A 25,442-nucleotide genomic window follows, 5' to 3' on the forward strand; every position below is an offset into this window, starting at 1 on the left:
GCCGTGCTCCGAGAGGACTCCGAGGTTCCGATGTCACAATCCCTGCCCCTGGACGGGCTGTCCGCCATCGTCACCGGCGCGGGCCGCGGCCTCGGGCGCGCCGAAGCGCTGGAACTGGCCCGGCTCGGCGCGGCCGTCGTCGTCAACGACTACGGGCAGCCGGGCCGCGACGGCTCCGGCGAAGCGTCCGCGGCACCCGCCGAGGAGGTCGCCGAGGAGATCCGCGCGGCCGGCGGCCGCGCGGTCGCCCACCTCGGCGACGTCTCCGACCACGATCAGGCCCGCGCTCTGGTCGAACGGGCCGTCAGTGCGTACGGCAAGCTCGACATCCTGGTCAACAACGCGGGGATCCTGCGCGACCGGATGGTCTTCTCGATGACCGAGGACGAGTGGGACTCCGTCATCCGGGTCCACCTCAAGGGCCACTTCAACACCACCCACTTCGCCGCGTCCCACTGGCGCGCCCGGTCCAAGGAGTCCGGCTCCCCCGTCTACGGCCGGATCGTCAACACCTCGTCCGAGGCGTTCCTCGCGGGCTCGGCGGGCCAGCCGAACTACGCGGCGGCCAAGGGCGGCATCGTCGGCCTCACCACCTCCACCGCCCTGGCCCTCGCCAAATACGGCGTCACGGCCAACGCGATCTGTCCACGGGCCCGCACCCGCATGACGGAGGATGTCTTCGCGGGCTTCGAGGAGCCGACGGACGGCCGGCTCGACGCGCTGGCCCCCGAGCACGTCTCCCCTCTGGTCGGCTATCTGGCCTCGCCGGCCGCTGCCAAGGTCAACGGGCAACTGCTCGTGGTGCACGGCGGGATGGTCGCGATCGTGGAACGCCCCAGGGTGGCGGCGAAGTTCGACTCGTCCAAGGAGGCCTTCTCGTTCGACGAGCTGGACGAGCTGATCTCCCCGTACTACGAGGACCGCCCGGCGAACGAGACGTTCGCGGCGGCGGAGGTGCTGGGCCTCAAGCGGGACTGATGCTCCGGGGCACCGCACAAGGAAGGGCCTCCGCAGCACGTGATGGTACTGCGGAGGCCCTTCCTTCCCTCGTTGATTTCGATGCGGTCAGGCCGCCCTGCGGCCCCCCTCGGAGGGGCGCCGGTGGCGACCGTGCGGCTGCGCGTCCGTGCTGTCCATCGACACACCCCCTCGGTGCTTTCCGGAGCCGCCGGCTTCGGCCCGTTCGGCGTCCGCCCCCGGCGGGCGCGTCTGGGTCGTGTCGGTTCGGGCTTCAGACATGTGGGAAGTCACCCCGTTGTGATCGCTTACGTGTGTGTCACCGGGACCAGCGCGCCACCACCACCCGACGCGGTCACCGTCGGCAACCGCGCCGATTGGCTGCGTAGCCCCCAGGCCCGGAATCTTAACCAGGAGCCGTACGCCCCACGAGAGGCGCCTGCCCCAGTGGAACCGGCTTGCACACTGCAGGAGGCGTGCCGGCCGCGGATGGTTGCATACCGCTTTCCGTGGCCGTCGCCCATGCCTGCCCGACGCCGCGTTCCTCGTCCGCCGGCGCCTCCACCAGGGCCACCCCGCACGGCACGTCCCTGTTCGCGTACGGAAGCTTGAGCACACCGTCCCTGGTCCACACCCCGGAGCCGGCCAGCCACCCTTCGGGGGCGGGGAGTTGATGCAGCCGGTGCCCTGTCGGCCGCCACACCCCGACCCAGCTGCCGGCCGCCCCGTCGATGCGCAGCGCCACCGCACAGCTCTCCGGCATCAGCGTCTGCCCCGGCTGCACGGCGAACGGCGTCACCGCCACATCCGCCGGACGCAGGCACTCCGGGAAACGCACCGGCAGACAGCTGCCGAGCACCCCCCACCCGAGCCGGTCGTGGCCCGGCGCGTCGGAGCGGATCAGCAGCAGCCCGCTGTCCGTGTCGGCGAGCAGCAGCCGGTCGTTGCTCTCCGGCGCGATCTGCAGCAGCGGCGTCACCTCGCCGCCCCGTCCCAGGTCCACGGCGACCGCCTTCACCGGACCGCCGCCCACGGGCTCCCGGTCCAGAGCCAGCAGCCGCCCCGCCCGGTCCAGCCAGACACCGCCGGAGCACCGCCCCGGCACATCCGCGACATGAACCGGTCCGAACGCCCCGCCCGCCACCAGCCAGACGGCGGTGGAATGTTCCCCGACCGAAAGGGCGTACGCACTCGCACCGTCCGGCGAGGGGGGCAGCAGAGTCAGGTGCACGCCGTCCGCGCGCCCGAGGGCGCCGAGCGGCAGTTCGCCGGTGCCTGGTCCGGTCGGATAGAGCAGCGAGAAGGTGTGACGGTCCGCCACCTGGCGCCGGATCAGTACGCGGCCGTCGGCGAGCGGCAGCACATCGGAGTCGGGATCCTCCGGCTGGTCGAGCGGAAGCGGCACGGCGTACGGCTCATGCCCGTCGAGCGTCCAGCGCTCGGGGAACCAGGCTGCGGCGTCGGCCGCTCCGGAAAGCGTGAGCCGTGCGGCGTACGAACCGTCGGCGGTAATGGTGAACGCGGCCGCACGTGGGGCGGCCCCGACGTCACCACCCGGCTGACCGGACTCATCAGGCACGGGCGGCTCAACGACCCTGTGGGACTCCGCCGGTTCGTACGGCACCCAGGCTCCCTCCGGCCCCCGTGCTGCCTCCGGCCTCTCGGGTTCCTCCGGCTCCTCCCGGCCCCCGGGTCCTTCCGCTTCTCCCGCTTTTCCCGACACGGGGCTCACCGTCGCGGCGGCCCCGGTGGTCTCACCCTCGATGGCACAGGCAGTCATGGACTCGTCACCTCCGGCAACCGACGCTAGTTTTCGCACTTCCTACCGAACAACACGAGACACGCCACTTCACACATATGGGTGGTGATGCCCGGATTCACCTGAGGGGGAGGGGGCGGTTGTGCTCCCCGCAAAGCCCGTAGCTAAGGTTAGGCATCCCTAAGCGTTTCCTGTGAGTCTGATTCCTCAACTGGAGCAAGTGAGTACGTGATGTCCATACGACGCCGCAGCACCGCCGCCGTCGGCCTGGCAGTGGCCGCCGCCCTCTCCCTCTCCGCCTGCGGCAGCGGGGCATCGGACGACTCGGCCAAGTCCGGGGCCGGCACCGACAAGAAGGCAGCCGTCGCGACCGGCGGCAAGGACTTCGCCGACGCGGCCAAGAAGACGGCCGCGTACGGGACGGACGCCAAGGCGGGCCAGTTCCCCCGGACCCTCACGCACGCCATGGGCACGACCGAGCTCAAGTCCGCGCCGAAGCGCGTCGTAGTACTGGACGTCGGCGAGTTCGACAACGTCGTCTCGCTGGGTGTGAAGCCGGTCGGCTACGCCCCTTCCGAGGGGGACGCGGCCATCCCCTCGTACCTGAAGAAGGACGCGGGCAACCCGAAGAACGTCGGCACGATCAACAACCTCAACCTCGAGGCGATCGCGGGTCTGAAGCCGGACCTGATCCTCGGCAGCCAGTTGCGCGCCGCCGACAAGTACGACCAGCTCTCCAAGATCGCGCCGACCGTGTTCTCCATCCGTCCGGGCTTCACCTGGAAGGAGAACTATCTCCTCAACGCCGCGGCGCTGGACAAGACCGCCAAGGCGAAGAGTGAGCTCGACGCGTACGAGAAGAAGGCCACGAAGCTCGGCGAGGACATCGGCCCCGACAAGCCGACCATCTCCATGGTCCGCTACCTGCCGGACCGCATCCGCCTCTACGCGAAGGCGTCGTTCATCGGCACGATCCTTGAGGACGCAGGTCTGCCGCGGCCCAAGAACCAGCAGATCAACGACCTCGCCGCCGAGATCAGCCCGGAGAAGATCGACGAGGCGGACGCCGACTGGATCTTCACCGGCGTCTACGGCGACCCGAAGGCGACCAAGCGCGACACCGCCCGGTCCAACCCGCTCTGGAAGAACCTCAAGGCGGTCAAGGAGGGCCGGGCGAAGGACGTCCCGGACGAGACCTGGTACCTCGGCCTCGGTGTCACGGCGGCGAACCTGGTCCTCGACGACCTGCGCGCGGACCTCGTCAAGTAGCGGACCGGATCAGCAGGAGCCCGGGTCGGGCAACGGCCCGGGCCGAACTGCGTGTGAGGATCCGTGACCGGCTGTCGCCGGTTGGTCGTGGAGTTCTCACAGGTCACCCCAGTCATGGGCGGCGGGGCACGGACGGAAGGTAGCCTTTCCTCCGTGCCCCGTCTGTCTGAAGTCCTCGCCGCGCTCGACGCCCTCTGGCCTCCCGAGCGGGCCGAAGGTTGGGACGCGGTCGGCACGGTCTGCGGAGACGTCGACGACCCGGCCGCCGAGGTCGACCGTGTGCTCTTCGCCGTCGACCCCGTCCAGGAGGTCGTCGACGAGGCGATCAAGCTCGGCGCCCAGCTGATCGTCACCCATCACCCGCTCTATCTGCGGGGTACGACGACGGTCGCCGCCACCACCTTCAAGGGCCGGGTCGTGCACACCCTCATCAAGCACGACATCGCCCTGCACGTCGCGCACACCAACGCCGACACCGCCGACCCCGGCGTCTCCGACGCCCTCGCCGGCGCCCTGGACCTGCGCGTCACCGGACCCCTCGTACCGGACCCGACCGACCCCAAGGGCCATCGCGGCCTCGGCCGGATCTGCGAGCTGGACCACCCCGAGACCCTCCGCGACCTCGCCGCCCGTGCCGCCGCCCGGCTGCCCGCCACCGCGCAGGGCATCCGCATGGCCGGTGACCCGGACGCCGTCGTCCGTACCGTCGCGGTGAGCGGCGGCTCCGGCGACAGCCTCTTCGACGCGGTGCGCGCCGCAGGCGTCGACGCCTTCCTCACCGCGGATCTGCGCCATCACCCGGCCTCCGAGGCCGTTCAGCAGTCCGCGATCGGCCTGATCGACGCCGCGCACTGGGCCACCGAATGGCCCTGGTGCGAGCAGGCCGCCGCGCAGCTCGACGCGATTTCCGACCGCCACGGATGGGGCCTGCGGGTCCATGTCTCGAAGCAGGTCACCGACCCCTGGACCACCCACCACTCTTCTGGAGCCCCCAACTGAACGCCGCGCCCGCCGACCAGATCCGACTTCTCGACGTCCAGGCCCTCGACGTACGGCTGTCGCAGCTTGCGCACAAGCGCAAGTCGCTCCCCGAGCACGCCGAGATCGAGTCGCTCACGGCCGACCTCGCACAACTGCGTGACCTGCTGGTCGCGTCGCAGACCGAGGAGAGCGACACCGCCCGCGAGCAGACCAAGGCGGAGCAGGACGTGGACCTGGTGCGCCAGCGCGCCGTCCGCGACCAGCAGCGGCTGGACTCCGGCGCGGTCACCTCGCCGAAGGACCTGGAGAGCCTCCAGCGCGAGATCACCTCGCTGGCCAAGCGCCAGGGTGACCTCGAGGACGTCGTCCTCGAAGTCATGGAGCGCCGCGAGTCCGCGCAGGAGCGCGTCACCGAGTTCACCGCACGGGTCTCGGCCGTCCAGGCCAAGGTCGACGACGCGACGGCCCGCCGGGACGCCGCGACGCAGGCTCTCGACGACGAGACCGCGACCGTCACGAAGGAACGCGAGCTCGTCGCCGGCTCCGTACCGGCGGACCTGCTCAAGCTGTACGACCGGCTCCGCGCCCAGTCGGGCGGGGTCGGCGCCGCCCGCCTCTACCAGCGCCGCTGCGAGGGCTGCCGGCTGGAGCTGAACATCACCGAGGTCAACGACGTGAAGGCGGCGTCCCCGGACACGGTGCTGCGCTGCGAGAACTGCCACCGCATTCTGGTCCGTACGGCGGAGTCGGGCCTGTAATGACGCAGCCCCGCCAGTTCGTCATCGAGGCCGACGGAGGGTCCCGGGGCAACCCGGGGCCCGCCGGTTACGGCGCGGTCGTGATCGACCCGGTGACGGGGGAGACGCTCGCCGAAGCCGCCGAGTACATCGGTGTCGCGACGAACAACGTGGCCGAGTACAAGGGCCTCATCGCGGGCCTGAAGGCCGCGAAGGCACTGGTGCCGGACGCGTCGGCGGAGGGTGCGCTGCAGGTGCGGGTCCGGATGGACTCCAAGCTGGTCGTGGAACAGATGTCGGGCCGCTGGAAGATCAAGCATCCCGACATGAAGCCGCTCGCGGCAGCGGCGGCGCGGATCCTTCCGGCGTCCGCGGTCACGTACGAGTGGATCCCGCGCGAGAAGAACAAGCATGCGGACCGGCTCGCCAACGAGGCGATGGACGCCGGTAAGAGGGGCAAGCAGTGGGAGCCGTCGGCATCGACGGCAGCCCTCGACCTGCCCCCGGTCTCCGGTCCGCCCGGGGACGCGGCGGCGGGCGCCGCGAAGGCACGGGCGGCGATGTCCACCAGCCGTGAAACCGCGGCCACCCCGCAGGTCGGCTGGGGCGCCGCCGACCTCGGGGCGCCGGCCACATTCGTCCTGCTCCGGCACGGCGAGACGGCCCTCACGCCCGAGAAGCGGTTCTCGGGCAGCGGCGGCAGCGACCCCGAACTCTCGGCGGCCGGCCGCCACCAGGCCGAACGGGTGGCGGAGTCCCTTGCCGCCCGTGGCACGATCCAGGAGATCATCAGCTCCCCGCTGCGTCGCTGCCGCGAAACAGCGGCGACGGTGGGTGCCCGCCTGGGCCTGCCCGTCCAGATCGAGGACGGCCTGCGCGAGACGGACTTCGGGGCCTGGGAGGGCCTGACGTTCGCCGAGGTCCGTGAACGGTACGGCCCCGATCTGGACGCCTGGCTCGCCTCCACGCGAACGCCCCCCACCGGCGGCGGTGAGAGCTTCGCCGAGGTGGCCCGGCGGGTCTCGGCCACCCGGGACCGCCTGACCACCCGCCACGCGGGCCGCACGGTGCTCCTGGTCACTCACGTGACCCCGATCAAGACCCTGGCCCGACTGGCCCTGGGTGCACCACCGGAGTCCCTGTTCCGCATGGAACTCTCGGCGGCGTCACTGTCGGCAGTGGCGTACTACGCGGACGGCAACGCGTCACTGAGACTGCTGAACGACACGTCGCACCTGCGGTAGGGAGCGAAGGCTCCTGTGGGGGCGTGGGGCGCTGCGGGGGCAGTGGAGCGACTCCCCGGCGACGCGAAGCTGCCGCTTCCCCGGGGTGCGGGGGTGCCCCCGCATCCCGGTCAGCACCCGGCGGGGACCGGGGAGGGGGAAATCAGCCGCGCAGCGCCGCAGCCTCGCCCGCCAACCTCTCCACTCGCGCCCAGTCCTTCGCCGCCACCGCATCTCCCGGCACCATCCAACTGCCGCCCACGCAGCCGACGTTCGGCAGCGCCAGGTACGACGGCGCCGACGCGAGCGAGATGCCGCCCGTCGGGCAGAACCGGGCCTGGGGGAGTGGTGCGGACAGCGCCTTGAGGTACGCCGTGCCGCCCGCCGCCTCCGCCGGGAAGAACTTCATCTCGCTGACCCCGCGCTCCAGCAGCGCCACGACCTCGGACGTCGTCGAGACCCCCGGCAGGAACGGCACCTCCGACGCCTTCATCGCGTCCAGCAACGGATCCGTCCAGCCCGGGCTGACCAGGAACCGCGCCCCGGCCGCCACCGTGTCGGAGACGTTCCGCGCGGAGATCACCGTGCCCGCCCCCACCACCGCACCCGGCACCTCCGCCGCTATCGCCTCGATCGCATCCAGTGCCGCGGCCGTCCGCAGCGTCACCTCGATGGCCGGGAGCCCGCCCGCGACGAGGGCCCGGGCGAGCGGTACCGCGTCAGCGGCGTCCTCCAGGACGACAACGGGGACGACGGGGGCAAGGTCCAGCACAGAGGAGGAGGTCATGGCCTCATCTTGCCGCGCGCACCGCACCGTACGCAACGAGCGTTGCGCATGTTGCAATGCCTTGTGTCAGTGGATCTCCGTCACGACCACATCGAGCGCCCACGGCCGTCCCGCCCGCCCCGGAGCCTCCGCCTCCACCTCGTACCCCAGCCCCCGCAACGCGTCCACCAGCTCCGCGGGCCCGTTCGGCCGGGCCCCCGACTGCAGCAGGTCGCGGACCATCCGCCCCTTCGTCGCCTTGTTGAAGTGGCTGACCACCGACCGCTTCTCCACCCCGTCCACCATCTGGGAGTGCAGCACCCGCACACTCGCCGTGCGCTCCGCCACCGCACCCTTCGGCCTCCACGCCGCCGCGTACGCGGACGACCGCAGATCCAGCACCAGCCCGTCCCCGGCCGCCTCCGGCATGACCTCGGCCATCGGCGCACGCCAGTACGCGCCCAGCGCACCGAGACCCGGCAGCTTCACCCCCATCGAGCAGCGGTACGACGGAATCCGGTCTCCCACCCGCACCGCGCCCCACAACCCGGAGAAGACCAGCAGGGATTTCCCGGCCCGCCGCCGGGCCGCCGTGTCCAGGGACGCCAGGTCCAGCGCGTCGTACAGCACCCCGGTGTAGATCTCCCCGGCGGGACGCGTCCCCGCCGTCCGCAGCTCGACGTTCTTCGCGATCTCGCCGCGCAGCCCCTCGCTCAGACCGAGCGCCTCCCGGGCCTTCTCCTCGTCCGCCACGCACAGCTCGACCAGCTCGTCGAGGACCGCGGCCCGGGCCTCGGCAAGCCCCGGCAGCGACAGCGACTCCGGCTTCAGGGGTGCTCCGCGCCCCGAGGCGGCCTTTCCTTCGGAGGGCGGCAACAGCACGAGCACGGCGGTTCTCCTTCGTACGAACAGGGAAGCGGCCCCCACAACTGCCCAAGGCCCCGCCTGCCAGCGTACGGGGACGCCCGGACCGCCCAGCCCGGCACCCGTTCCGCAAGGTCACCCGTCTCCGGTCCGCGGGGCCGCCCGCACCCGGGATGCCGGTCGCCCCGCCCCGCCATACGCTCGGTCCATGCCCCGCCGCCATCTCCACATGACCGGCGCAGCCGACACCCCGCTGCGGGCGGCCCTGTGCGATCTGCGCACCTCGCTCGGACTGCCCGCCGACTTCCCGCCCGAGGTCCTCGCGGAGGCGGCACAGGTGGCGAAGTCCCTCGTCCTGACCGGACACCAGGACGCCACGGACCTTCCTTTTTTCACCATCGACCCGCCCACGTCCACCGACCTCGACCAGGCGATGCACCTCGAACGCCGCCCGCACGGCTTCCGCGTGCACTACGCCATCGCCGACGTCGCCGCTTTCGTCCGCCCCGGCGGCGCACTCGACACCGAGGCCCACCGCCGGGTGACGACCCTCTACTTCCCCGACGGCAAGGTGCCGCTGCACCCCACCGTGCTCTCCGAAGGCGCAGCCAGCCTCCTCCCCGGGCAGACCCGACCCGCTCTGCTCTGGCGGATCGACCTCGACACGGATGGCCGCGCGGTCGCCGGCGACGTACGCCGGGCCCTGGTCCGCAGCCGGGCCAAGCTGGACTACGCGGGCGTTCAGCGGCAGATCGACGCGGGTACCGCCGAGGAACCCATCGCCCTGCTGAGGGACATCGGCCGGCTCCGTGAGGAGCAGGAGGTCGCCCGCGGCGGGATCTCGCTCGACGTGCCCGAGCAGGAGATCGTCCAGCGTGACGGCGCATACGGCCTGGAGTACCGCGCCCCGCTGCCCGCCGACGGCTGGAACGCCCAGATCTCCCTCCTCACCGGCATGGCCGCGGCCCATCTGATGACCGAGGCGGGCACCGGCATCCTGCGTACGCTCCCGGTCGCCCCCGACGGCGCCGTCGCCCGTCTGCGCCGCTCGGCCGAGGCCCTGCACATCGACTGGCCGCACCACGTCCCGTACGCCCAGGTCGTCCGGTCGCTCGACCCGAAGAGGACGAGCGACGCCGCGTTCCTCCAGGAGTGCACCACCCTGCTGCGCGGCGCCGGCTACACGGTCTTCGACCACGGTGAACTTCCCACCCCCGCCGTCCACGCCGCCGTCGCCGACCTCTACACGCACTGCACCGCGCCGCTGCGCCGCCTCGTCGACCGGTACGCGGCCGAACTGTGTCTCGCGGCGGTCGCGGACCGGGAACCGCCCGAGTGGGTGATGGCCGCACTCCCCGGTCTCCCGAAGGAAATGGCCGAAGGGACCCGACGCGCCAACACGGTGGAGCGCGAGTGCGTCGACCTGGTCGAGGCGGCACTCCTCAGCGACCGGGTGGGCCAGGTCTTCGACGCGTACGTGGTCGACGTACAGGACCAGGAACCCACCATCGGCACGGTCCACATCGAGCACCCGGCCGTCGTCGCCCGCATCGACGGCGGCACGACCAAGCTTCCGCTGGGCGAACGGCTCCGGGTCCGCCTCACCCAGGCGGACCCGGGTGCGGCGAAGGTACTGTTCGCCCCCGCGTGAGCGCGACGACGACGGCGGTGCGCGGGTCGCCGACCGCGGCGCACAGTCGCCGCAGGACGACGGCCTCCAGAGCGGACGCGGCCGGAACCAGGGTTTCGGCCGTTCCCCGGAACGGCGCCCGGCAGCGTGGAAAACGCTGACGCGGCGGCAAGGCGAACACGCCCGGACCGGTTGCCGCGCCGGACCTCCCCATCTCGTAGGATCACGCCTTCGGCTACGGGTCCGACGGGCCCACGGACTTCCGGTGCGCCCCGGCGGACTCCGTACGAAGGAAGGCTTTCCAGCGTGACTGAACATGTCACCGCCCCCACGACGGACCGCGTCGCGGGCCGTGTGACGGACCGGGCCCGGCAGATCATCGCCGCCGCCCGCACCCTCCTGGAGACGGAGGGCCCGGAAGCCCTCACCATGCGCCGGCTCGCCGACAGCATCGGGATCACGGCACCGTCCCTCTACAAGCATTTTCCGGACAAGTCCTCCGTGCTGACGGCCCTGGCCGGCGAGGTGCTGCGGGAGACGGCCGAGACGCTGGAAGCGGCGGAGTCCGTGGCCCCCGGGTCGTTCCCGGCCCTCGCCACCGCGTACCGCGCCTACGCCCTGGCCCACCCCCATCTGTACCGCCTCACCACCGAGCACCCCGTGGACCGGACATCCCTCCCGCCGGGCCTGGAGCAACGCGCCGCGGCCCCGCTCTTCCGGGCCGTCGCCGGGGACCAGGAGCGGGCCCGGGCCGCCTGGGCCTTTGCGCACGGGATGGTGGTCCTGGAACTCAACGGCCGCTTCCCCTCGGGCGCCGACCTGTCGGCAGCCTGGTCGGCCGGCATCGCCGCCTTCGGCACAGCCCGTCTCTGATCTGCCCGCCGGTCGGGCCTCGTCCGACCGGCCCCGCCCCGCCGGGTAGCATGGTCGATACGGCAGACGAGCCGGCCGGACGGCCGCGTGAGGATTTTCGGATCCTCCCGAGGAACGTCCGGGCTCCACAGGGCAGGGTGGTGGCTAACGGCCACCCGGGGTGACCCGCGGGACAGTGCCACAGAAAGCAGACCGCCGGGGACTTCGGTACTCGGTAAGGGTGAAACGGTGGTGTAAGAGACCACCAGCGCCTGAGGTGACTCAGGCGGCTAGGTAAACCCCACCCGGAGCAAGGTCAAGAGGGGCCGTCGCAAGATGGTCCTGCGCGAACGTTCGAGGGCTGCCCGCCCGAGTTCGCGGGTAGACCGCATGAGGCCGACAGCAATGCCGGTCCTAGATGGATGGCCGTCTCCCCGGCCGCCGCGAGGCGACCGGGTGACAGAACCCGGCGTACAGGCCGACTCGTCTGCCGTCTCTGACTGCCGCAAGTCAGGACGTGTTTCTTCCGGGCATTGAGGGGGCGTCAGGCCAGGCCGAGCCGCGCGGCCTTCGGGCCGGCCTCCAAGCGGCCCTCTGTGATGAGTCGTTCCATGAGCGGGGACATCCGGCGTCGGACGTCGCGCAGCGACACTCCCGTCGGCGCTGTCGAGACCCAGGACGGTGTCAGCCCCACGGCCAGGTACGGACGGCGCGCGTCCTGCCCCCGCGCTGCTTGCCTTCGACCGTCGCCGGCCACTGACGATCCCTCACGCACAGGTGAAGGGCGCCGATCGTTGCCGACCCTGTCCTGACGGAGGGTCAGGCCAGTTCTTTCGAGGGTCGTTGCTTCCTCGTCGAGCGGGCGCGAGCAGTCCCTGGCAAGGGTCTCCGGATGGGATGACCGGTGCCGAGCCCGAGCAACTGATGTGTCGTTGTCGTGCCCCTGGCGCCGGGCGCCATTCCGCACGCGCGGCGATCGCGCCGCCGGCGGCCGGATTCGCGACCGGCAGGTCCTCCTGACGGCGGACCAGGTCCTTCTCTCTCGTCGGCGCATCATCACCTCGATGCGCCTTCCTCACACCTTCGGCGTCGACTTCACGGGTGACGGTGGGGATCACCTCGGCGGTGTCGAGGCGTCGATCGGGACGCTTTACCTGTACAAGGGTCATGGCGGCGGCGCCATCGACGGCGGTTCCCCCCGTGGGGAGATCGGTTCCGGTGGCTGGAACGGGATCTCGGACTGCGCCGGCGGTGTGACTTCACCGGTGACGGTACGGGTGACTGGCAGCTGTCGAGTCCCAGCCGGGCGCCACCGGAAAACCCCTACCTCTACAAGGTCGACGGCACAGGCGGCTTCAACGTCCGCATCGAAATCGGCACCGGCGGCTGGTGGCGCCCCACCAGGCGGGTCCGGGTTCACTGCGGCCCTGCCCTGCCTCTGTGCGCTGCCGCGCCCCGACCGCGCCGGCCGTGCCACATCGGCCCAACTCCGGGAAGAGAGAATGAAGATCCGACATCTGCGCCGTTCAGCCTCTGCCTTCATTGCCGCCATCGGACTGACCGCCACGTTCCAGCCCTCCGCCCCCGCGTCGGCGGCGGAATCGCTCGCCCACGTCGAGTACGGGGGACTCTCCATCGACGTTCCGGCCGGGTGGAGGCTGGTGGATCTGGAGAAGGACCCGAAGACCTGCGTACGACTCGATCAGCACACCGTGTACCTGGGGCATCCGGGAGCCCAGCAGTCCTGCCCCACCCACCTGATCGCGGCAAAGACCGAAGCGATTGTGCTGGAGCCGTTCACCGGAGCTACGCCCCGAGAGGATGTGCCCACCGTGAACGTCCCGGCGGGCTCCCCCGCTCCCAGGGCCCTCCCGGCCGGCGACTCCCGTGAAGTGCGGCTGGCCTTCGAAGGCGCCGGCGTCTATGCAACCGTCAGTTACGGCTCGTCGTCGGCCGCGATCGAGAAGATCCTGGGCTCCGCCACCACCGGCAGCACGGCCGAGCCGCAGACCGTTCCGACGCCCCGGGCGCCGGCTCTCCCGGCCGCCGCCTCCGCGATCCCGAGTACCGGCTACACCGGCAAAGCCTTCGACGCCTGCTCGGCACCCTCCTCCGGCGCCATGGCGAACTGGGCGTCCTCGCCCTACAGAGGGGTGGGCATCTACATGGGCGGGCCGAGCCGGGCCTGCTCCCAGCCGAACCTCACCGCTTCATGGGTGGCCGAGCAGAGCAACCGTGGCTGGCATCTGCTCCCCATCTACGCGGGCCTCCAAGCGGGGAGCATCTCCTCCTCGAGCGCGACCAGCCAGGGCCGGTCGGCCGCCGATGCGGCTGTCGATCTGGCACAAGCGCTCGGATTCGTCCCCGGCACGGTGCTCTACATCGACATGGAGGCGTACTCCTCGGGCTACCGCACCAACGTCCTCAACTACCTCTCCGGCTGGTCCGCCCGTCTGCACGAACTGCGCTACCGGTCAGGCGTGTACAGCTCCTCCTCCAGTGGCATCAAGGACCTCGCCTCCGTCTACTCGTCCTCGACGCTGGTACGTCCGGACGTGGTCTGGGTCGGCAACTGGAACGGTGTGGCCAACACCGCCGACGTGAACATCCCCGCCGGGTACTGGTCCGACCATCAGCGTGTTCACCAGTACTCGGGCAATGTCACCGAGTCGTACAGCGGGACGACGATCAACATCGACCGGAACTACGTCGACGTCGGCGCGGCTGCGACCACGGGCGACCCGGGTATGACAAATCTGACGGCCGGTGACTTCAACGGGGACGGCAAGAAGGACCTGGTGGCCGTTCAGGTGACGACGGGCAACCTGTGGCTATACCCCGGTACGGGCACGGGAACCCTGACTGCGCCGCTGCTGCTCGGCAAGGGTGGCTGGAACGGCATGGCGAAGCTGGCCGTCGGTGACTTCAACTCGGACGGCAGGGACGATCTCGTCGGCACCGCGGTCGCGAGCGGAAAGCTTTACCTCTACCCCGGTACGGGCAGCGGGCTGGCCAGTCGTAAGGAGATCGGTTCCGGCGGCTGGAACGGGATCAGCAACATCTTCGTCGGTGACTTCACCGGTGACGGCAGGGATGACCTCGGCGGTGTCGAGAAGTCGACCGGGAAGCTCTACCTCTACCGGGGGCACGGCAACGGCACCATCGACGCCGGTCCCTCCCGGACGGAGATCGGCTCCTACGGCTGGAACGGCATGGACAAGATCGTCAGTCCCGGTGACATGAACAGGGACGGCAGGGACGACATCGTCGCCACCGAGAAGTCCACCGGGAAGCTCTACCTCTACAAGGGCCACGGCAACGGCACCATCGACGCCGGTCCCTCCCGCACGGAGATCGGCTCCCGTGGCTGGAACGGCATCTCGGACTACGCCGGCGCCGACTTCACCGGTGACGGTACGGGTGACCTGATGGCCGTCAAGTCCGAACCGGGTGCCACCGGAAAGCTCTACTTCTACAAGGGCACCGGCAAGGGCGGCCTCAACGCCCGCGTCGAGATCAGCTCCGGCGGCTGGTGAGGAACTAGCTTCTCGACGACAGCAACCAGGGGGGGCGAGCCCCCGGGCAGCGCCGGACCCGGCTTTCGGTCCGGCGCTGCCGCTGCGCTGTGTTCCGGAGGTCTGCGCGGGCGGCGATTCATCCGTGGCGTCAGCCCGCCATCGGCAGGATCCTTCGCGACGGCGCCGCGCGCAGTTCGTCCACGGCCACCGCCTCCCCGCTGTCCGCGTCGACATAACTGACACGGACGATCGGGTCTTCACCGGTGTCGCGGCCGGCCGTGGCGTCGAGTGCGAACACCACCGCGACCGGGCGCGCGTTCTCCCGGTCCCCGTACACACCCGAGTACTGGAGAATGCGCCAGCCGTCGTCCTCCCAGTGGTCCAGCAGGGCGGACCGGACCACGGGTGCGGCGGCCTGCCAGGCAAGGGAGTTCTCCAGGAGTTCGACGCTCGCCGCGACCGGCACCTGGTCGGTGGCGGTGCCGAGGAGCGGGTGCCCGAAGACACGCAGCCTCGTCCGGCGCAGTGGCAGCAGCCACCACCGGTCGAGGTCCGCCGAGAGGGCGACCAGAACCGCCACCGCCCCGGCCAGGAGGACAAGGGCACCGGCAGGCCGCTCGGAGACCGCCGGCCACCAGGTGTCCCGTGCCACCGCCACCGTGGCCCCGCCGATGAGCACGACCGCCGCCCGCGCGAACGCCCGCCAGGTGATGGGGGTGTCCTCACTTGCCGAGCAGCCGCAGGAGGACTCCGGTGCCACGGCCCGGCCGTAGCCGAGGTAGCCGAGGAAGCCCGCCCCGAGGACCGCGGCTGCGGCCCCCGGCACCGGGTTCGCCGGGACCACCAGCAGACCTGCGGCGATCAGGAGTTCACCTGCGCCGGTCGCGCGCAGCACCGTGGTGGCCCGCTCACTGCTGCGCAGCATGCGGGCCAGCGCCGTCTTCGGCGCCTGTCGTGCGGTGCCCCGGCTGAACACCTTGACCGCTCCGGTCCAGCCGAGCAGGCCCGCGAGGACCAGCGGGGCGAGGCCCGTTGTCAGTGACAGCATCTCTTCCTCTCTCTGTGTCCTTGGGCCTGTATCAGTGCCCGACGGAGATGCGGACGACGTCCACGGAGTTGTCGGAGGGCCGCCAGGCACCGAGCACCTGGGCGCTCTGCCCGATGCGCAGCCGGGACAGGTCGGACGTCAGTGCGCGGCCCGCGTAGGAGGCGCTGGCGTCCGGGGCGACGTGGCCGACCAGCTCGTGCTGCCCGTGGGCGAGGTGCAGCCGGTTCTTCGCGATGCCGCGGATCTGCGTGTCCAGATTCACGATGTTCACCCACACCGCGTCGGCGGCCACGGTGCCGTCGGGCATCCTGACGCCGCGTGCGTAGAGGCCGTCGCCGACCTCGATCACTTCGGCTGTGGTGGCGCGCACCTTCCAGACGCTGGTGACGTTGGTCATCTGCACCCGGGAGTGGCCCCCATTGGATCCGGCCACCTCCAGGATGCTGCCGGTGATGCCCGTGATGCGGCCCTCCACGAAGGTGGACTTGGCTATCGCGGGGTCGAGCGAGGGTTCCGCGGCGAAGGCGGCCTCGGCGTCGAGGCCGCCGAGCGCGGTCGCGCCGATGATGGTCGCGCCGCCGAGGGCGGCATTGGTGAGGAAGCGCCGGCGACGCATCGCGTCGGCCCGGTCGTGTCGTACGGTCATCTCGGTCCTCCTCACTCGTAGATGTAGACCGGCAGCTTGCCCGAGCTCAGGTTGCCGATCGCCGAGAAGGCGGCCGGCGTCAGGTCGAGGACGCGGTTGGTGCGACAGGTGCCGTTGCAGCAAGTCGCCTCTCCGCACCAGTCCTTGGTGCGCGGGCCGCAGTCGGTGATCGTGATGCACACCGTCGCACCCGAGCACTGGTGCTTGACGTTCATCACCGCACCACAGCCGCGTCTGGGGATGTTCTCGCCGCAGAGGTCGGGCCGGGTGATGTTCCAGCACGCCTGTGAGGCGTTGGGCCACGCGCCGTGGTGTGCGCTGGACTGGCAGTTGCCGCAGGCGCCGCCGCCGGCACTGGAGCATGGCCCCCAGGCGTTGCCGCAGCAGAACCAGCTGGTTTCACCGGCCCACAGGCTGGTTGATCCGCAAGCCATCGTGTTGCCCCTCCTAGGAAGTGACAAGTGCATGACAAGAACTGGACCGGCCGTCGACAGGCACATGTGAAGCGGGGATGCCCGTGGTGCGACCGGGGATGGTTGTGCGAGCGAAGCAACCCAATGATGCGCGTAGACAAGCGGGTTGCATAGATGGCCTCGTTCCGCATCGACGAGGGCCTCGTCGGCCGGGTGGCGAGCCGGTGGTCAGCCTTCCGGTCCTGCTCGATGACCCAGGTGCCCGGCGAACCACTCTCTGGCCAGCTCCGCCACCTTCCCGAGAGCACCGGGCTCCTCGAACAGGTGAGTGGCGCCGGGGACCACGGCGAGCCGGTTCTCACAGCGCAGCAGTGCCTGGGCCTGGCGGTTGAGGTCCAGCACCACCTCGTCATCGCCTCCGACGATGAGCAGCGTGGGCGCGGTCACCGCCGGCAGGCGGGGCCCGGCCAGATCGGGCCTGCCGCCGCGCGAGACGACCGCAACGGCCGGGGAGTCCGGCTCCGCCGCCGCCCACAGCGCGGCGGCCGCACCGGTGCTGGCCCCGAAGTAGCCGACCGCGAGGCCCTGGGTCTCGGGCCGCTCGAGCAGCCAGCGGGTGGCGTCGGTCAGGCGGCCGGCCAGCAGGGCCGTGTTGAAGGTGTTGGCCCGGTCCAGTTCCTCCTCCGCCGTGAGGAGGTCGAACAGCAGGGTGGCCAGCCCGGCCTTGTTCAGTGAGGTCGAGACGGAGCGGTTGCGCGGGCTGTGCCGGCTGCTGCCGCTGCCGTGGGCGAACACCACGATGCCCGTGGCCCCTTCGGGGACCGTCAGTTCCCCGCCGAGCCGGACCGGTCCGGCGTGCACGACGACATCCGCGGCCGCCATCCCCGCTCCTCCCGCAGCTCCCACGGTTGCTGCGTTTTCGTGCCGCTGCTCGACTCCCTCGAGAGGGTGAGCTCCTCCGCCCGAGGTTGTCCGCAGGCCAGGACGTCCATCTGTCGTCACTGCTCCCGACTCACGACCGGACTCCTGGCGAGATTGCACCTACACTCCACGCTACTCGCGTTCCGCCGAGGTGCGAGCGCCGGACGACTTCACCGCCGGAGCCCACCGCGGCCGCCGTCCCGGCCTCCGGAGAAGCTGCGTCCCCGCTCTCCCGCTGCGTACCGGATCATCCCTTGACGACGCCCAGCGGCACCAGGCGGGCGACCAGCCGGGCGAGTCCGGCGCCCTCGGTGACCGCGGCGACCGCGTCGACGTCCTTGTACGCCTCCGGCGCCTCCTCGGCGAGACCACGCCACGAGGAGGGGCGTACCGCGATGCCCCGGGCCTCCAGCTCGCCGCGAAGCTGCTCCCCGCGGACCATGCGCAGCGCGTGATGACGGCTCCAGACCCGGCCGGCGCCGTGACAGGCGGAGTGGAAGGCTTCGTTGCCGGGCAGGCCGACCATCACGTACGAGGCGGTGCCCATCGTCCCGGGGACCAGTACCGGCTGGCCCGCCCGGACGAGGTCCTCGGGCAGGCTCGGGTCGCCGGGCGGCAGCGCCCGCGTCGCGCCTTTGCGGTGGACGCACAGTGGACGTGCCTCGCCGTCCACTTCATGGGTCTCGAGTTTCGCCGTGTTGTGCGAGATGTCGTAGACGAGATCCAGACCGACTCCCGCGGCCGTCGCGAAGGCGTGACGGGTGGCTTCGGACAGCAGCTGGCGGTTGGCCCGGCCGTAGTTGGCGGCTGCCGCCATCGCCCCCAGGTAGGCGTGGCCCCGCGGCGACTCGACCGGCGTGCAGGCCAGCTGCCGGTCCGGGACCTGGATGTGGTGCCGGTGCAGTTCCTGGTCCATCACGCGGACGTGGTCGGTGCACACCTGGTGCCCCAGGCCGCGCGAGCCGCAGTGGATCATGACGCACACCTGGCCCACCCGCAGCCCGAAGGCCACCGCGGTGGCGGTGTCGAAGATCTGGTCGACCGCCTGGACCTCCAGGAAGTGGTTTCCCGAGCCGAGGCTTCCCACCTGGTGGAGGCCGCGTTCGACGGCGCGCCTGCTCACCTGCCCCGGGGCCGCGCCGTCCAGGACGCCGTAGTCCTCGCAGCGCGCGAGGTCGCGCGGCACACCGTGCCCGTGCTCGACCGCGTACCGAGCGCCGCCGACCAGCAGCTCGTCGATCTCCCCGGCGCCCGACAGCTTCCACAGCCCGCCGCGCCCCATGCCGCGCGGGATGGTGCCGTCGAGGATGTCCATCAGCCGCCGCAGCCGGTCGTGGCCGAGCGCCTCATGGTCGATGTCTGCGGCCAGCAGTCGTACGCCGCAGGAGATGTCGAACCCGACGCCGCCGGGCGAGATCACCCCGCCGCGGGAGATGTCGGTGGCGGCCACCCCGCCGATCGGGAAGCCGTAGCCCCAGTGGACGTCGGGCATGGCGAAGGAGGCGCGGACGATGCCGGGCAGCGTCGCCACGTTCGCCACCTGCTCCAGCGCCTTGTCCCCGGCCGCCTGTGGCAGCAGCGCCCGCGAGGCGAACACCATCCCGGGTACGCGCATCGGTTCCCGCTGCTCGATACGGAAGCGGTACGGGCCCTTCTCCACCAGTGCGATGTCCACGTCCCTCACCTCCAGTCGACCGTCAGCCGACCGGTCCGATCGGCGACGGCGGTGCCGAACTCGGCGCAGGCGGTGGTGAGCCGCTCGCGGATCCACTCCCGGTCCTCGCCGCGCGCCAGGCGGGTGTGGCAGTAGTCCAGGGCCAGTGGCATCGCCTCCACCCGGGCGGGAACCAGGTGCGCGGCATCCGGGCCGTCCAGGGTCACCAGGAAGAGAAGCCCCAGGTCGTTGCGGAGGACCGGGTCGACGGCGTAGTCGTCGACGAAGTCACCCAGGTCGTACAGGATCCGGTCGGCGATCCCGTGGAACACATGGGCGGAGTGCCCGGCGACCAGCGTCGCTCCCGCCGCCAGCAGCTCCGGGGCCGCGGCCGAGACATGACGCGGCGGCCGCGAGGTCATGTTGGGGCCCCAGTGCGGAGTGACCAGCACGACATCCGCCGCCGCGGCGGCCCGGCCCACCGACTCCGTCAGCCAGTCGGGCACCCCCGCGTGGAGATCGGCCCAGGCCACACCGGGACTGTCCGCCCCGGCCGCGTACTCCTGCGGGTGGTCCGTGGCGCCCACCACCGCAAGCCGCACATCGCCCGCCTCCAGCACCGCGAACTCCCGGGCCGCGCGTACGGTCGCGCCGGCGCCGACCGCGTGCACGCCCGCCCCGGCCAGCAGGGTGCGGGTGTCGGCCATGGCGTCGAACCCGTAGTCGAGAGCGTGGTTGTTGGCGAGCGTCACACAGTTCACGCCCAGTTCGGCCAGCACCTTCGCGGCGGCGGAGGGAGCGCGGAAGAAGAAGGCCTTTTGCGGGTCGGGCCAGCGGTGCCCGCGGTCGGAGACACAGCACTCCAGGTTGAGCACGAACAGGTCCGCCTCCGCGATCGCCTCCCTGACCCCTGCGGAGACCAGAGTCCCCGGCGTCGGCGAGCGGCGCAGCTCCTCGGCGACGCTGCGCCCGAGCATGGTGTCGCCGGCCAGTGCCACCGTGAGCGCCATGATCCCGTCCCTTCCCCGTCCTGCACTCAGACGTCGATGGTCACCCGGCAGGTCCAGCCGCCGGGGCCGCCACGCATGTGCAGGTCGTGCAGCGAAACGGCCTTCGGTACCGCACCGACCGGCACGGCGGTGCCCGCGTCGGTCATCCGGAAGCGGACCGACAGGCCCAAGCCGGCCCCCGCCGGCCGGATGGACCCCACCTCCACATCGAGCGGGATCTCACCGTCTACATCCATCCGGTAGACGACCTCCTCCAGGACGGACACCAGCAGATCCTCGTCGGACTCCGCCGTGACCGCGTATGCGCGGTCACCGACAACCGCGGCCCCGGACGTGTCGGCGAAGCCCTCCACCATGGCGCGCACCGCCTCTCCGATGCACCCCTCGGCCGTCGGCGACCACGCCTCCACCTGCATGTCCGCGGTGTGTGGCACAGCCCCGTGTCCACTCGCGCCGGGCTGCTTCCCCACGGGTTCCCGACCGTCCACGGTCGGCGCCTCTCCGTCGTCTCCGGATGCACAGCCTGGTGCCGGGTTTCCCGACCCGCAGGCGATGCCTCCTCCAGAGTCGTCCCGCACACCGCTCCGGGGCAACCTGCACGGGGCGGCGCACACATTCACCCGCCGATGCCCGCCTCGTTGACCGCAGGCAAGCAAGGGGTGACATACGGTAGTTGTCCTGTCGTCCTCGTGAACCTGTCGTCCTCGTGAAGGAGTGCAAGCATGCCGGTCTCGCTCGGTCTCGGTCTTCCGCAGATGAAGCAGTACGACATCGGCCGCGACGTGGCCACGGTGGCACGCGCGGCGGAGGACGCCGGGTACGAGAGCCTGTGGGTCTTCGAGCGCGTGCTCTTTCCCGAGCCGGCCACCCAGGGGCTGTACGGCGTACCGGGGCTGCCGTGGCCCGATGGGTACCGCAGCGTCACCGACCCGCTGGTCACCCTCACACTGGCCGCCGCGGCCACCGGCCGGGCCCGGCTCGGCACCAGCGTCCTGATCGCCCCGCTCCACGTACCGTTCCAGCTGGCCCGTTCGCTCGCCTCGCTCGACGTCGCGAGCGGCGGCCGGGTGATCGCGGGCCTCGGAACCGGCTGGTCACTCGACGAATACGCAGCCGCCTCGGTCGCTCCCTTCGAGAAGCGTGGCGCGGTCCTGGACGAACTGCTCGACGTCTGCGCGGCCGTCTGGGGCCCGGACCCGGTCTCGTACCGGGGCGAGCTGACCACCATCGCACCGGCCGAGGTCGGCCCCAAGCCCGTTCGCCCCATCCCGGTCTATCTGCCGGCCAACAGCCCGCGCGCCACCCGCCGGCTGGTGGACCGGGCGGACGGCTGGATGCCCGTCGCCATGGGCGCCACGACACTGGCCGAACAGTGGCGGAAGGTGCAGGACCTGGCTGCCGAGCGCGGCAGGGACCGGCCGATCGGCGTGTGCGCCCGTGCCAACGCGATGTACAGCACCAAGCCGTTCGAGGGCGCGGACCGGCAGCCCTTCAGGGGCAGCGTGGCTCAGATCGTCGAGGACCTGGCGGCACATGCCGAAACGGGCGTACCCGAGATCCTGCTGGACCTCCAGGCAACGACGCGTGACGCCGCCGAACTCGTCGACGTGGCGGCCGAGGTGTATCAGGCGGCCCGAGCAGCGGGCGTCTGACGGTCGTACCGGGGGAGTGCCGGTCCACCGTCCGGCGGGACGGATCGCGGCGGCCGACAGCACGCCACTGCATCCCCTCATCGGGTATTGGTCACCTCCGCCCGGTCCGTCCATGTCCGCCGCGGACCGTGGGGGCACCCGCGGACCGATGGTCCCGCGCCGGGTGATCCCGGCGCATGTCCGGGGCGCCGCCTCAATCCCCGGGGAGCAGTCGGGCCTCGGCGCTCGGCAGCTTGCTCCACCAGTGGTCGTAACGGCGATAGACCTCCGGTTCGCGGTCGGCGAGGAAGGCCGTCAGTGACCGCGCCTCGGCGGCGAGTTGCTCCCAGACGTCGTCCGGCAGGTGGTGGAAGGCGGTCGCCTCGATCCCTCCCTCGGCCGGACGCCATATGCCGGCGACGTACCCGTCGACCAGCAGGGTCGGCAGCACGTCGCCGTTCCTGCGGGTGACGAGCGTGCGGTAGTCCGGTGGGATGACACGGCTGCGGTCGGAGTAGGCCAGCAGGATGCTGTCCCACATGGCCATCAGCCGGGGCGGTGCCGGTGTGTCCTCGTCCGGACGCGACCCGCCCGGGGTGTCGAACAGCTCCACGCCGTTCGGCCCTTCCAGCCGCTCGATGTCACCGTCACCGGCGAGCGCCTGCAGTGCCGTCCTGGCTCTGGCTCGCTGGACCAGCGCGAACTGGGCCAGGTCCGCCACCGATGCCGGCCCGAACCCCTCGAGATAGCGCAGGACCAGCGTCTGCAGGGACGCGGCGGACACCTCCGGGTCTGCCCGGGCAGGCCGGGTCGGGGGCGCGACGTACGACGGACGGGGGCCGAACGACCATGGTGGCGTGGTGGGTGCGTGCAGCAGTGGCGTGTACTGCCGCAGCCCCCACCACGCTCCGGGCTGCGGCTGCGCGCCCAGCCGCTGCGTGAGCCAAGCCATGCAGTCCGCAGCCGTGCGAGGCCGGTCGGCGAACGCCAGCAGCTCCGGAACCAGTGCGTCGGCGTCCTCGGCGGTCAGCCCGGACACCGTGAAGCGGTCACCCAGCCTGGCGGCACGCAGCGACGGCTGCACGGCCTCATGAAAGGCCCGGAAATCGTCGATGTGGACCGCGTGCAACGTGATCCGCATGAGAGTCGCCTTGACGACCTCATGGCCGGCGAAGGCAGTGTCGAGGTCGGCCGCGTCGAAGCCGGTGAGCCGGTTCCACAGCGCGAGGTAGGGCGACGCCGCCTGCTGCGCCTGCAGTGCGACCACGCGCCGTACCGCATCCCCGACGCCGAGCGTCTCCCGCTCCAACAGCAATTGCCGGGCAAGCGTGGAGCGGTTGAGCCCTCGCGCCGTGATTCTCATGCCGTGACCGTCTCATTCCCCATGTCGTGGACCCGGCACCGAGGATGCCCGCGAAGTACCCGGCTGTGCACCCCGACCTGTACGCCGGCGCCCGATCGAGAGCTGCCCGCCGTCGGGATTCTTCCACGCGAACTTCCGTGCATGGGGCACCGTTGCGGGCCCGTGCGCAGTGGTCTTCGGCGGGCGATTTTCGGCCAGCGGGTTGCCACGGTCCCGGGCCGGGTGGCGACCTCCGGAGGGAGATGTTCCGGCAGTGGCGTACCGGGGCAGGGTGCATGGGGCCGGGCGGGTGGTCACCGGAGAGGAGGATCGTCCGGTCGGAATGCGGTGCAGGCGGCGGTCGCCGGGCGCGCGGTGGGTCCGCAAGTGATTCCGGATCGCGACCCCGGCCCGGACCTGCTGTTGTGTGCCGCGAAGCGACCGGCGGTGTGCGTTCAAGTTAACGAGTACGTAAGGCAGTTGTGATTCAACACTTGACAGGTGCCTATCACCACGCCACTTTGGGAGCGCTCCCACCATCAAGACTTGCACGCTTCCTTACCCTCCGCACCCCCCATCTTCGAGACGTGAACCGGAGGCATGGGCGCTGCCGCGCACCCACGTCCCCGGCTGTTCTCGGCCGAGGAAAGCGAATGTCATGAGTCTGGTAAAGCGCTCCACGCACGGCTGCCCCGGCGGGCTGCCGGTCCTGTTGTTCACCGCATGTGCAGTCGCCGCATCCCTGGCGGGAGCGCCGGCCGCGGCGGCCGAGCAGAGCACCCTCCACGACCTGGCCGCCGCCCACGGGAAATACTTCGGCTCCGCCACCGACAACCCCGAACTGCCCGACGCCGCCTACGCCGCCACCCTGGGTTCCGAATTCGGTCAGATCACTCCCGGCAACTCCATGAAGTGGGACACCACGGAGCCGCAGCAGGGGCAGTTCGGCTTCGCCAAGGGCGATGTGATCACCGACTTCGCGCGGGATCACGGGCAGACCGTGCGTGGCCACACGCTCGTCTGGCACAGCCAGCTGCCCGGCTGGGTCGCCGCCCTGCCGTCGGCGCAGGTGGAAGCAGCCATGACGAACCACATCGCCGAGGTCGCCGGCCACTACCGCGGTGAGGTCGCCGCCTGGGACGTCGTGAACGAGCCGTTCAACGACGACGGGACCTTCCGCACGAGCCCCTTCTACAACGCCATGGGCAGCGACTACATCGCCACCGCCCTGCGCGCCGCCCACGCCGCGGACCCGGACGCCAAGCTCTACATCAACGACTACAACACCGAGGGCCTGGGCGCGAAGAGCAATGCCATGTACGACCTGGTGAGCGAACTGGTCGCCGAGGGCGTGCCGATCGACGGAGTCGGGTTCCAGGGGCATCTCGCCGTCCAGTACGGATTCCCGGGCGGCATGCAGCAGAACCTGCAGCGCTTCGCCGACCTCGGGCTCGATGTCGCCGTCACCGAACTCGACGTACGTATGCAGCTGCCCGCCGACGCGGCCAAGCTCGCCACGCAGGCCGCCTATTACCGGAACGTCGTCGAGGCCTGCCTCGCGGTGGTGCGGTGCGTCGGCATCACGGTCTGGGACTACACGGACAAGTACTCCTGGGTCCCCGACGCGTTCCCCGGGCAGGGTGCGGCCAGCCTCTACGACGAGAACCTCCGGCCGAAGGCCTCGTACGCTGCCGTGCGCACCGCACTGGGCGGCGACGACGAAGGCGGCGGCGGTGAACCCGGCGCGCTCAAGGCCCAGTACCGCAACAGTGACCCGGCCGCCGGAGACAACCAGATCAAGCCCGCCCTCCAACTGGTGAACACCGGCGGCGCTGCCGTCGATCTGTCCACGGTGAAGGTGCGCTACTGGTTCACCGGCGACAACGGGGCATCCTCGTACGGCACGTGGTGCGACTGGTCCCCACTCGGCTGCTCCACCATCACCCACCGGGTGGCCGCCGTGAGTTCCCCGAAGGCCGGCGCCGACCACTACCTGGAGGTCGGCTTCGGCAGCGGCAGCCTGGCGGCGGGAGCCTCCACCGGTGAGATCCAGCTGCGGCTGAGCAAGACCGACTGGTCGAACTTCGACGAGACCGACGACTACAGCCGCACCACCGGGACCTCCTACGCGGACGCCCCGAAGGTCGCGGTCTACATCGGCGGCGAACTCGCCTGGGGCATCGAGCCCTGACAGTCCGCACCACCTGCACGGCCCTCCCTC

At 71.1% G+C, this 25,442-nt stretch carries 20 protein-coding genes, 1 other RNA gene and 1 pseudogene; 11 read left to right on the forward strand and 11 right to left on the reverse strand.

Translation table 11 applies throughout. The features are described 5' to 3' along the window. Positions 1 to 30: 30 nt before the first annotated feature. Complete coding sequence (locus tag OHA03_RS21490; RefSeq protein ID WP_267005425.1) at positions 31 to 978, forward strand: 3-oxoacyl-ACP reductase; 948 nt, start codon at positions 31 to 33, stop codon at positions 976 to 978. A gap of 385 nt (positions 979 to 1,363) precedes the next feature. On the opposite strand, the gene OHA03_RS21495 is transcribed toward OHA03_RS21490, so the two are convergent. Beyond that, positions 1,364 to 2,737: a hypothetical protein gene (locus tag OHA03_RS21495; protein ID WP_267005426.1), complete on the reverse strand. Its 1,374-nt coding sequence runs from the start codon at positions 2,735 to 2,737 to the stop codon at positions 1,364 to 1,366. A gap of 210 nt (positions 2,738 to 2,947) precedes the next feature. Between OHA03_RS21495 and OHA03_RS21500 the strand changes: the two genes are divergently transcribed. The 4 genes from OHA03_RS21500 (at position 2,948) to OHA03_RS21515 (ending at position 6,947) form a co-directional block, all read left to right on the forward strand. Further along, positions 2,948 to 3,985 (forward strand): ABC transporter substrate-binding protein, encoded by a 1,038-nt coding sequence (locus OHA03_RS21500; protein ID WP_267005427.1) that lies wholly within the window; start codon positions 2,948 to 2,950, stop codon positions 3,983 to 3,985. A 153-nt stretch (positions 3,986 to 4,138) separates the two neighbouring features. Continuing rightward, positions 4,139 to 4,984 (forward strand): Nif3-like dinuclear metal center hexameric protein, encoded by an 846-nt coding sequence (locus tag OHA03_RS21505; protein WP_267005428.1) that lies wholly within the window; start codon positions 4,139 to 4,141, stop codon positions 4,982 to 4,984. After that, entirely contained in the window at positions 4,981 to 5,724 is a 744-nt protein-coding gene (locus OHA03_RS21510) for a zinc ribbon domain-containing protein (protein WP_267008116.1), read from the forward strand. Before OHA03_RS21505 ends, OHA03_RS21510 begins: the two co-directional genes overlap by 4 nt. After that, entirely contained in the window at positions 5,724 to 6,947 is a 1,224-nt protein-coding gene (locus OHA03_RS21515) for a bifunctional RNase H/acid phosphatase (protein ID WP_267005429.1), read from the forward strand. The genes OHA03_RS21510 and OHA03_RS21515 overlap by 1 nt, the downstream gene beginning before the upstream one ends. A gap of 142 nt (positions 6,948 to 7,089) precedes the next feature. On the opposite strand, the gene eda is transcribed toward OHA03_RS21515, so the two are convergent. Further along, a complete protein-coding gene (gene eda, locus OHA03_RS21520; RefSeq protein ID WP_267005430.1) occupies positions 7,090 to 7,713 on the reverse strand; it encodes a bifunctional 4-hydroxy-2-oxoglutarate aldolase/2-dehydro-3-deoxy-phosphogluconate aldolase in 624 nt (207 codons plus the stop codon). Positions 7,714 to 7,779: 66 nt separating this feature from the next. Further along, the gene (yaaA, locus tag OHA03_RS21525; protein ID WP_267005431.1) at positions 7,780 to 8,580 is read right to left on the reverse strand and encodes a peroxide stress protein YaaA; all 801 of its coding nucleotides are present in this window, start codon (positions 8,578 to 8,580) and stop codon (positions 7,780 to 7,782) included. A gap of 184 nt (positions 8,581 to 8,764) precedes the next feature. Here yaaA and OHA03_RS21530 point away from each other — a divergent pair, with 184 nt between their 5' ends. The 4 genes from OHA03_RS21530 (at position 8,765) to OHA03_RS21545 (ending at position 14,574) form a co-directional block, all read left to right on the forward strand. Continuing rightward, entirely contained in the window at positions 8,765 to 10,207 is a 1,443-nt protein-coding gene (locus OHA03_RS21530) for an RNB domain-containing ribonuclease (protein ID WP_267005432.1), read from the forward strand. 333 nt (positions 10,208 to 10,540) lie between these two features. Then, on the forward strand, positions 10,541 to 11,059 hold the full coding sequence (locus OHA03_RS21535) for a TetR/AcrR family transcriptional regulator (protein WP_267008117.1): 519 nt from the start codon (positions 10,541 to 10,543) through the stop codon (positions 11,057 to 11,059). Between the two features lie 67 nt (positions 11,060 to 11,126). Further along, an RNA gene (rnpB, locus tag OHA03_RS21540) (RNase P RNA component class A) lies at positions 11,127 to 11,528 on the forward strand. Positions 11,529 to 12,540: 1,012 nt separating this feature from the next. Continuing rightward, positions 12,541 to 14,574: a glycoside hydrolase domain-containing protein gene (locus OHA03_RS21545; protein ID WP_267005433.1), complete on the forward strand. Its 2,034-nt coding sequence runs from the start codon at positions 12,541 to 12,543 to the stop codon at positions 14,572 to 14,574. 130 nt (positions 14,575 to 14,704) lie between these two features. Here the strand turns inward: OHA03_RS21545 and OHA03_RS21550 are convergent, their stop codons facing one another. The 7 genes and pseudogenes from OHA03_RS21550 to OHA03_RS21580 all read right to left on the reverse strand — a co-directional run bounded on the left by OHA03_RS21550 (position 14,705) and on the right by OHA03_RS21580 (position 20,682). Then, positions 14,705 to 15,604: a MauE/DoxX family redox-associated membrane protein gene (locus OHA03_RS21550; RefSeq protein WP_267005434.1), complete on the reverse strand. Its 900-nt coding sequence runs from the start codon at positions 15,602 to 15,604 to the stop codon at positions 14,705 to 14,707. A 31-nt stretch (positions 15,605 to 15,635) separates the two neighbouring features. Continuing rightward, the gene (locus tag OHA03_RS21555) at positions 15,636 to 16,250 is read right to left on the reverse strand and encodes a cell wall protein (protein WP_267005435.1); all 615 of its coding nucleotides are present in this window, start codon (positions 16,248 to 16,250) and stop codon (positions 15,636 to 15,638) included. Between the two features lie 11 nt (positions 16,251 to 16,261). After that, complete coding sequence (locus OHA03_RS21560) at positions 16,262 to 16,684, reverse strand: RlpA-like double-psi beta-barrel domain-containing protein (protein WP_030926101.1); 423 nt, start codon at positions 16,682 to 16,684, stop codon at positions 16,262 to 16,264. 207 nt (positions 16,685 to 16,891) lie between these two features. Next, positions 16,892 to 17,533: pseudogene (locus OHA03_RS21565) on the reverse strand (dienelactone hydrolase family protein); the annotation flags it as partial. Between the two features lie 298 nt (positions 17,534 to 17,831). Then, positions 17,832 to 19,259, reverse strand: coding sequence for an RtcB family protein (locus OHA03_RS21570; RefSeq protein WP_323181243.1), 1,428 nt, complete (start codon positions 19,257 to 19,259; stop codon positions 17,832 to 17,834). Between the two features lie 5 nt (positions 19,260 to 19,264). Further along, positions 19,265 to 20,248, reverse strand: coding sequence for a CapA family protein (locus tag OHA03_RS21575; RefSeq protein WP_267005436.1), 984 nt, complete (start codon positions 20,246 to 20,248; stop codon positions 19,265 to 19,267). A 26-nt stretch (positions 20,249 to 20,274) separates the two neighbouring features. Beyond that, positions 20,275 to 20,682, reverse strand: a complete 408-nt coding sequence (locus OHA03_RS21580; protein WP_267005437.1) for an archease — start codon at positions 20,680 to 20,682, stop codon at positions 20,275 to 20,277. Positions 20,683 to 20,970: 288 nt separating this feature from the next. On the opposite strand from OHA03_RS21580, the gene OHA03_RS21585 reads away from it, so the two are divergent. Further along, the gene (locus OHA03_RS21585) at positions 20,971 to 21,900 is read left to right on the forward strand and encodes an LLM class F420-dependent oxidoreductase (protein ID WP_267005438.1); all 930 of its coding nucleotides are present in this window, start codon (positions 20,971 to 20,973) and stop codon (positions 21,898 to 21,900) included. A gap of 193 nt (positions 21,901 to 22,093) precedes the next feature. Here the strand turns inward: OHA03_RS21585 and OHA03_RS21590 are convergent, their stop codons facing one another. After that, the gene (locus OHA03_RS21590; protein WP_267005439.1) at positions 22,094 to 23,242 is read right to left on the reverse strand and encodes a winged helix DNA-binding domain-containing protein; all 1,149 of its coding nucleotides are present in this window, start codon (positions 23,240 to 23,242) and stop codon (positions 22,094 to 22,096) included. 637 nt (positions 23,243 to 23,879) lie between these two features. On the opposite strand from OHA03_RS21590, the gene OHA03_RS21595 reads away from it, so the two are divergent. Beyond that, positions 23,880 to 25,412, forward strand: coding sequence for an endo-1,4-beta-xylanase (locus OHA03_RS21595; protein ID WP_267005440.1), 1,533 nt, complete (start codon positions 23,880 to 23,882; stop codon positions 25,410 to 25,412). Positions 25,413 to 25,442: the final 30 nt, after the last annotated feature.

This window comes from Streptomyces sp. NBC_00154, assembly GCF_026342835.1.
Classification (GTDB): Bacteria; Actinomycetota; Actinomycetes; order Streptomycetales; family Streptomycetaceae; genus Streptomyces.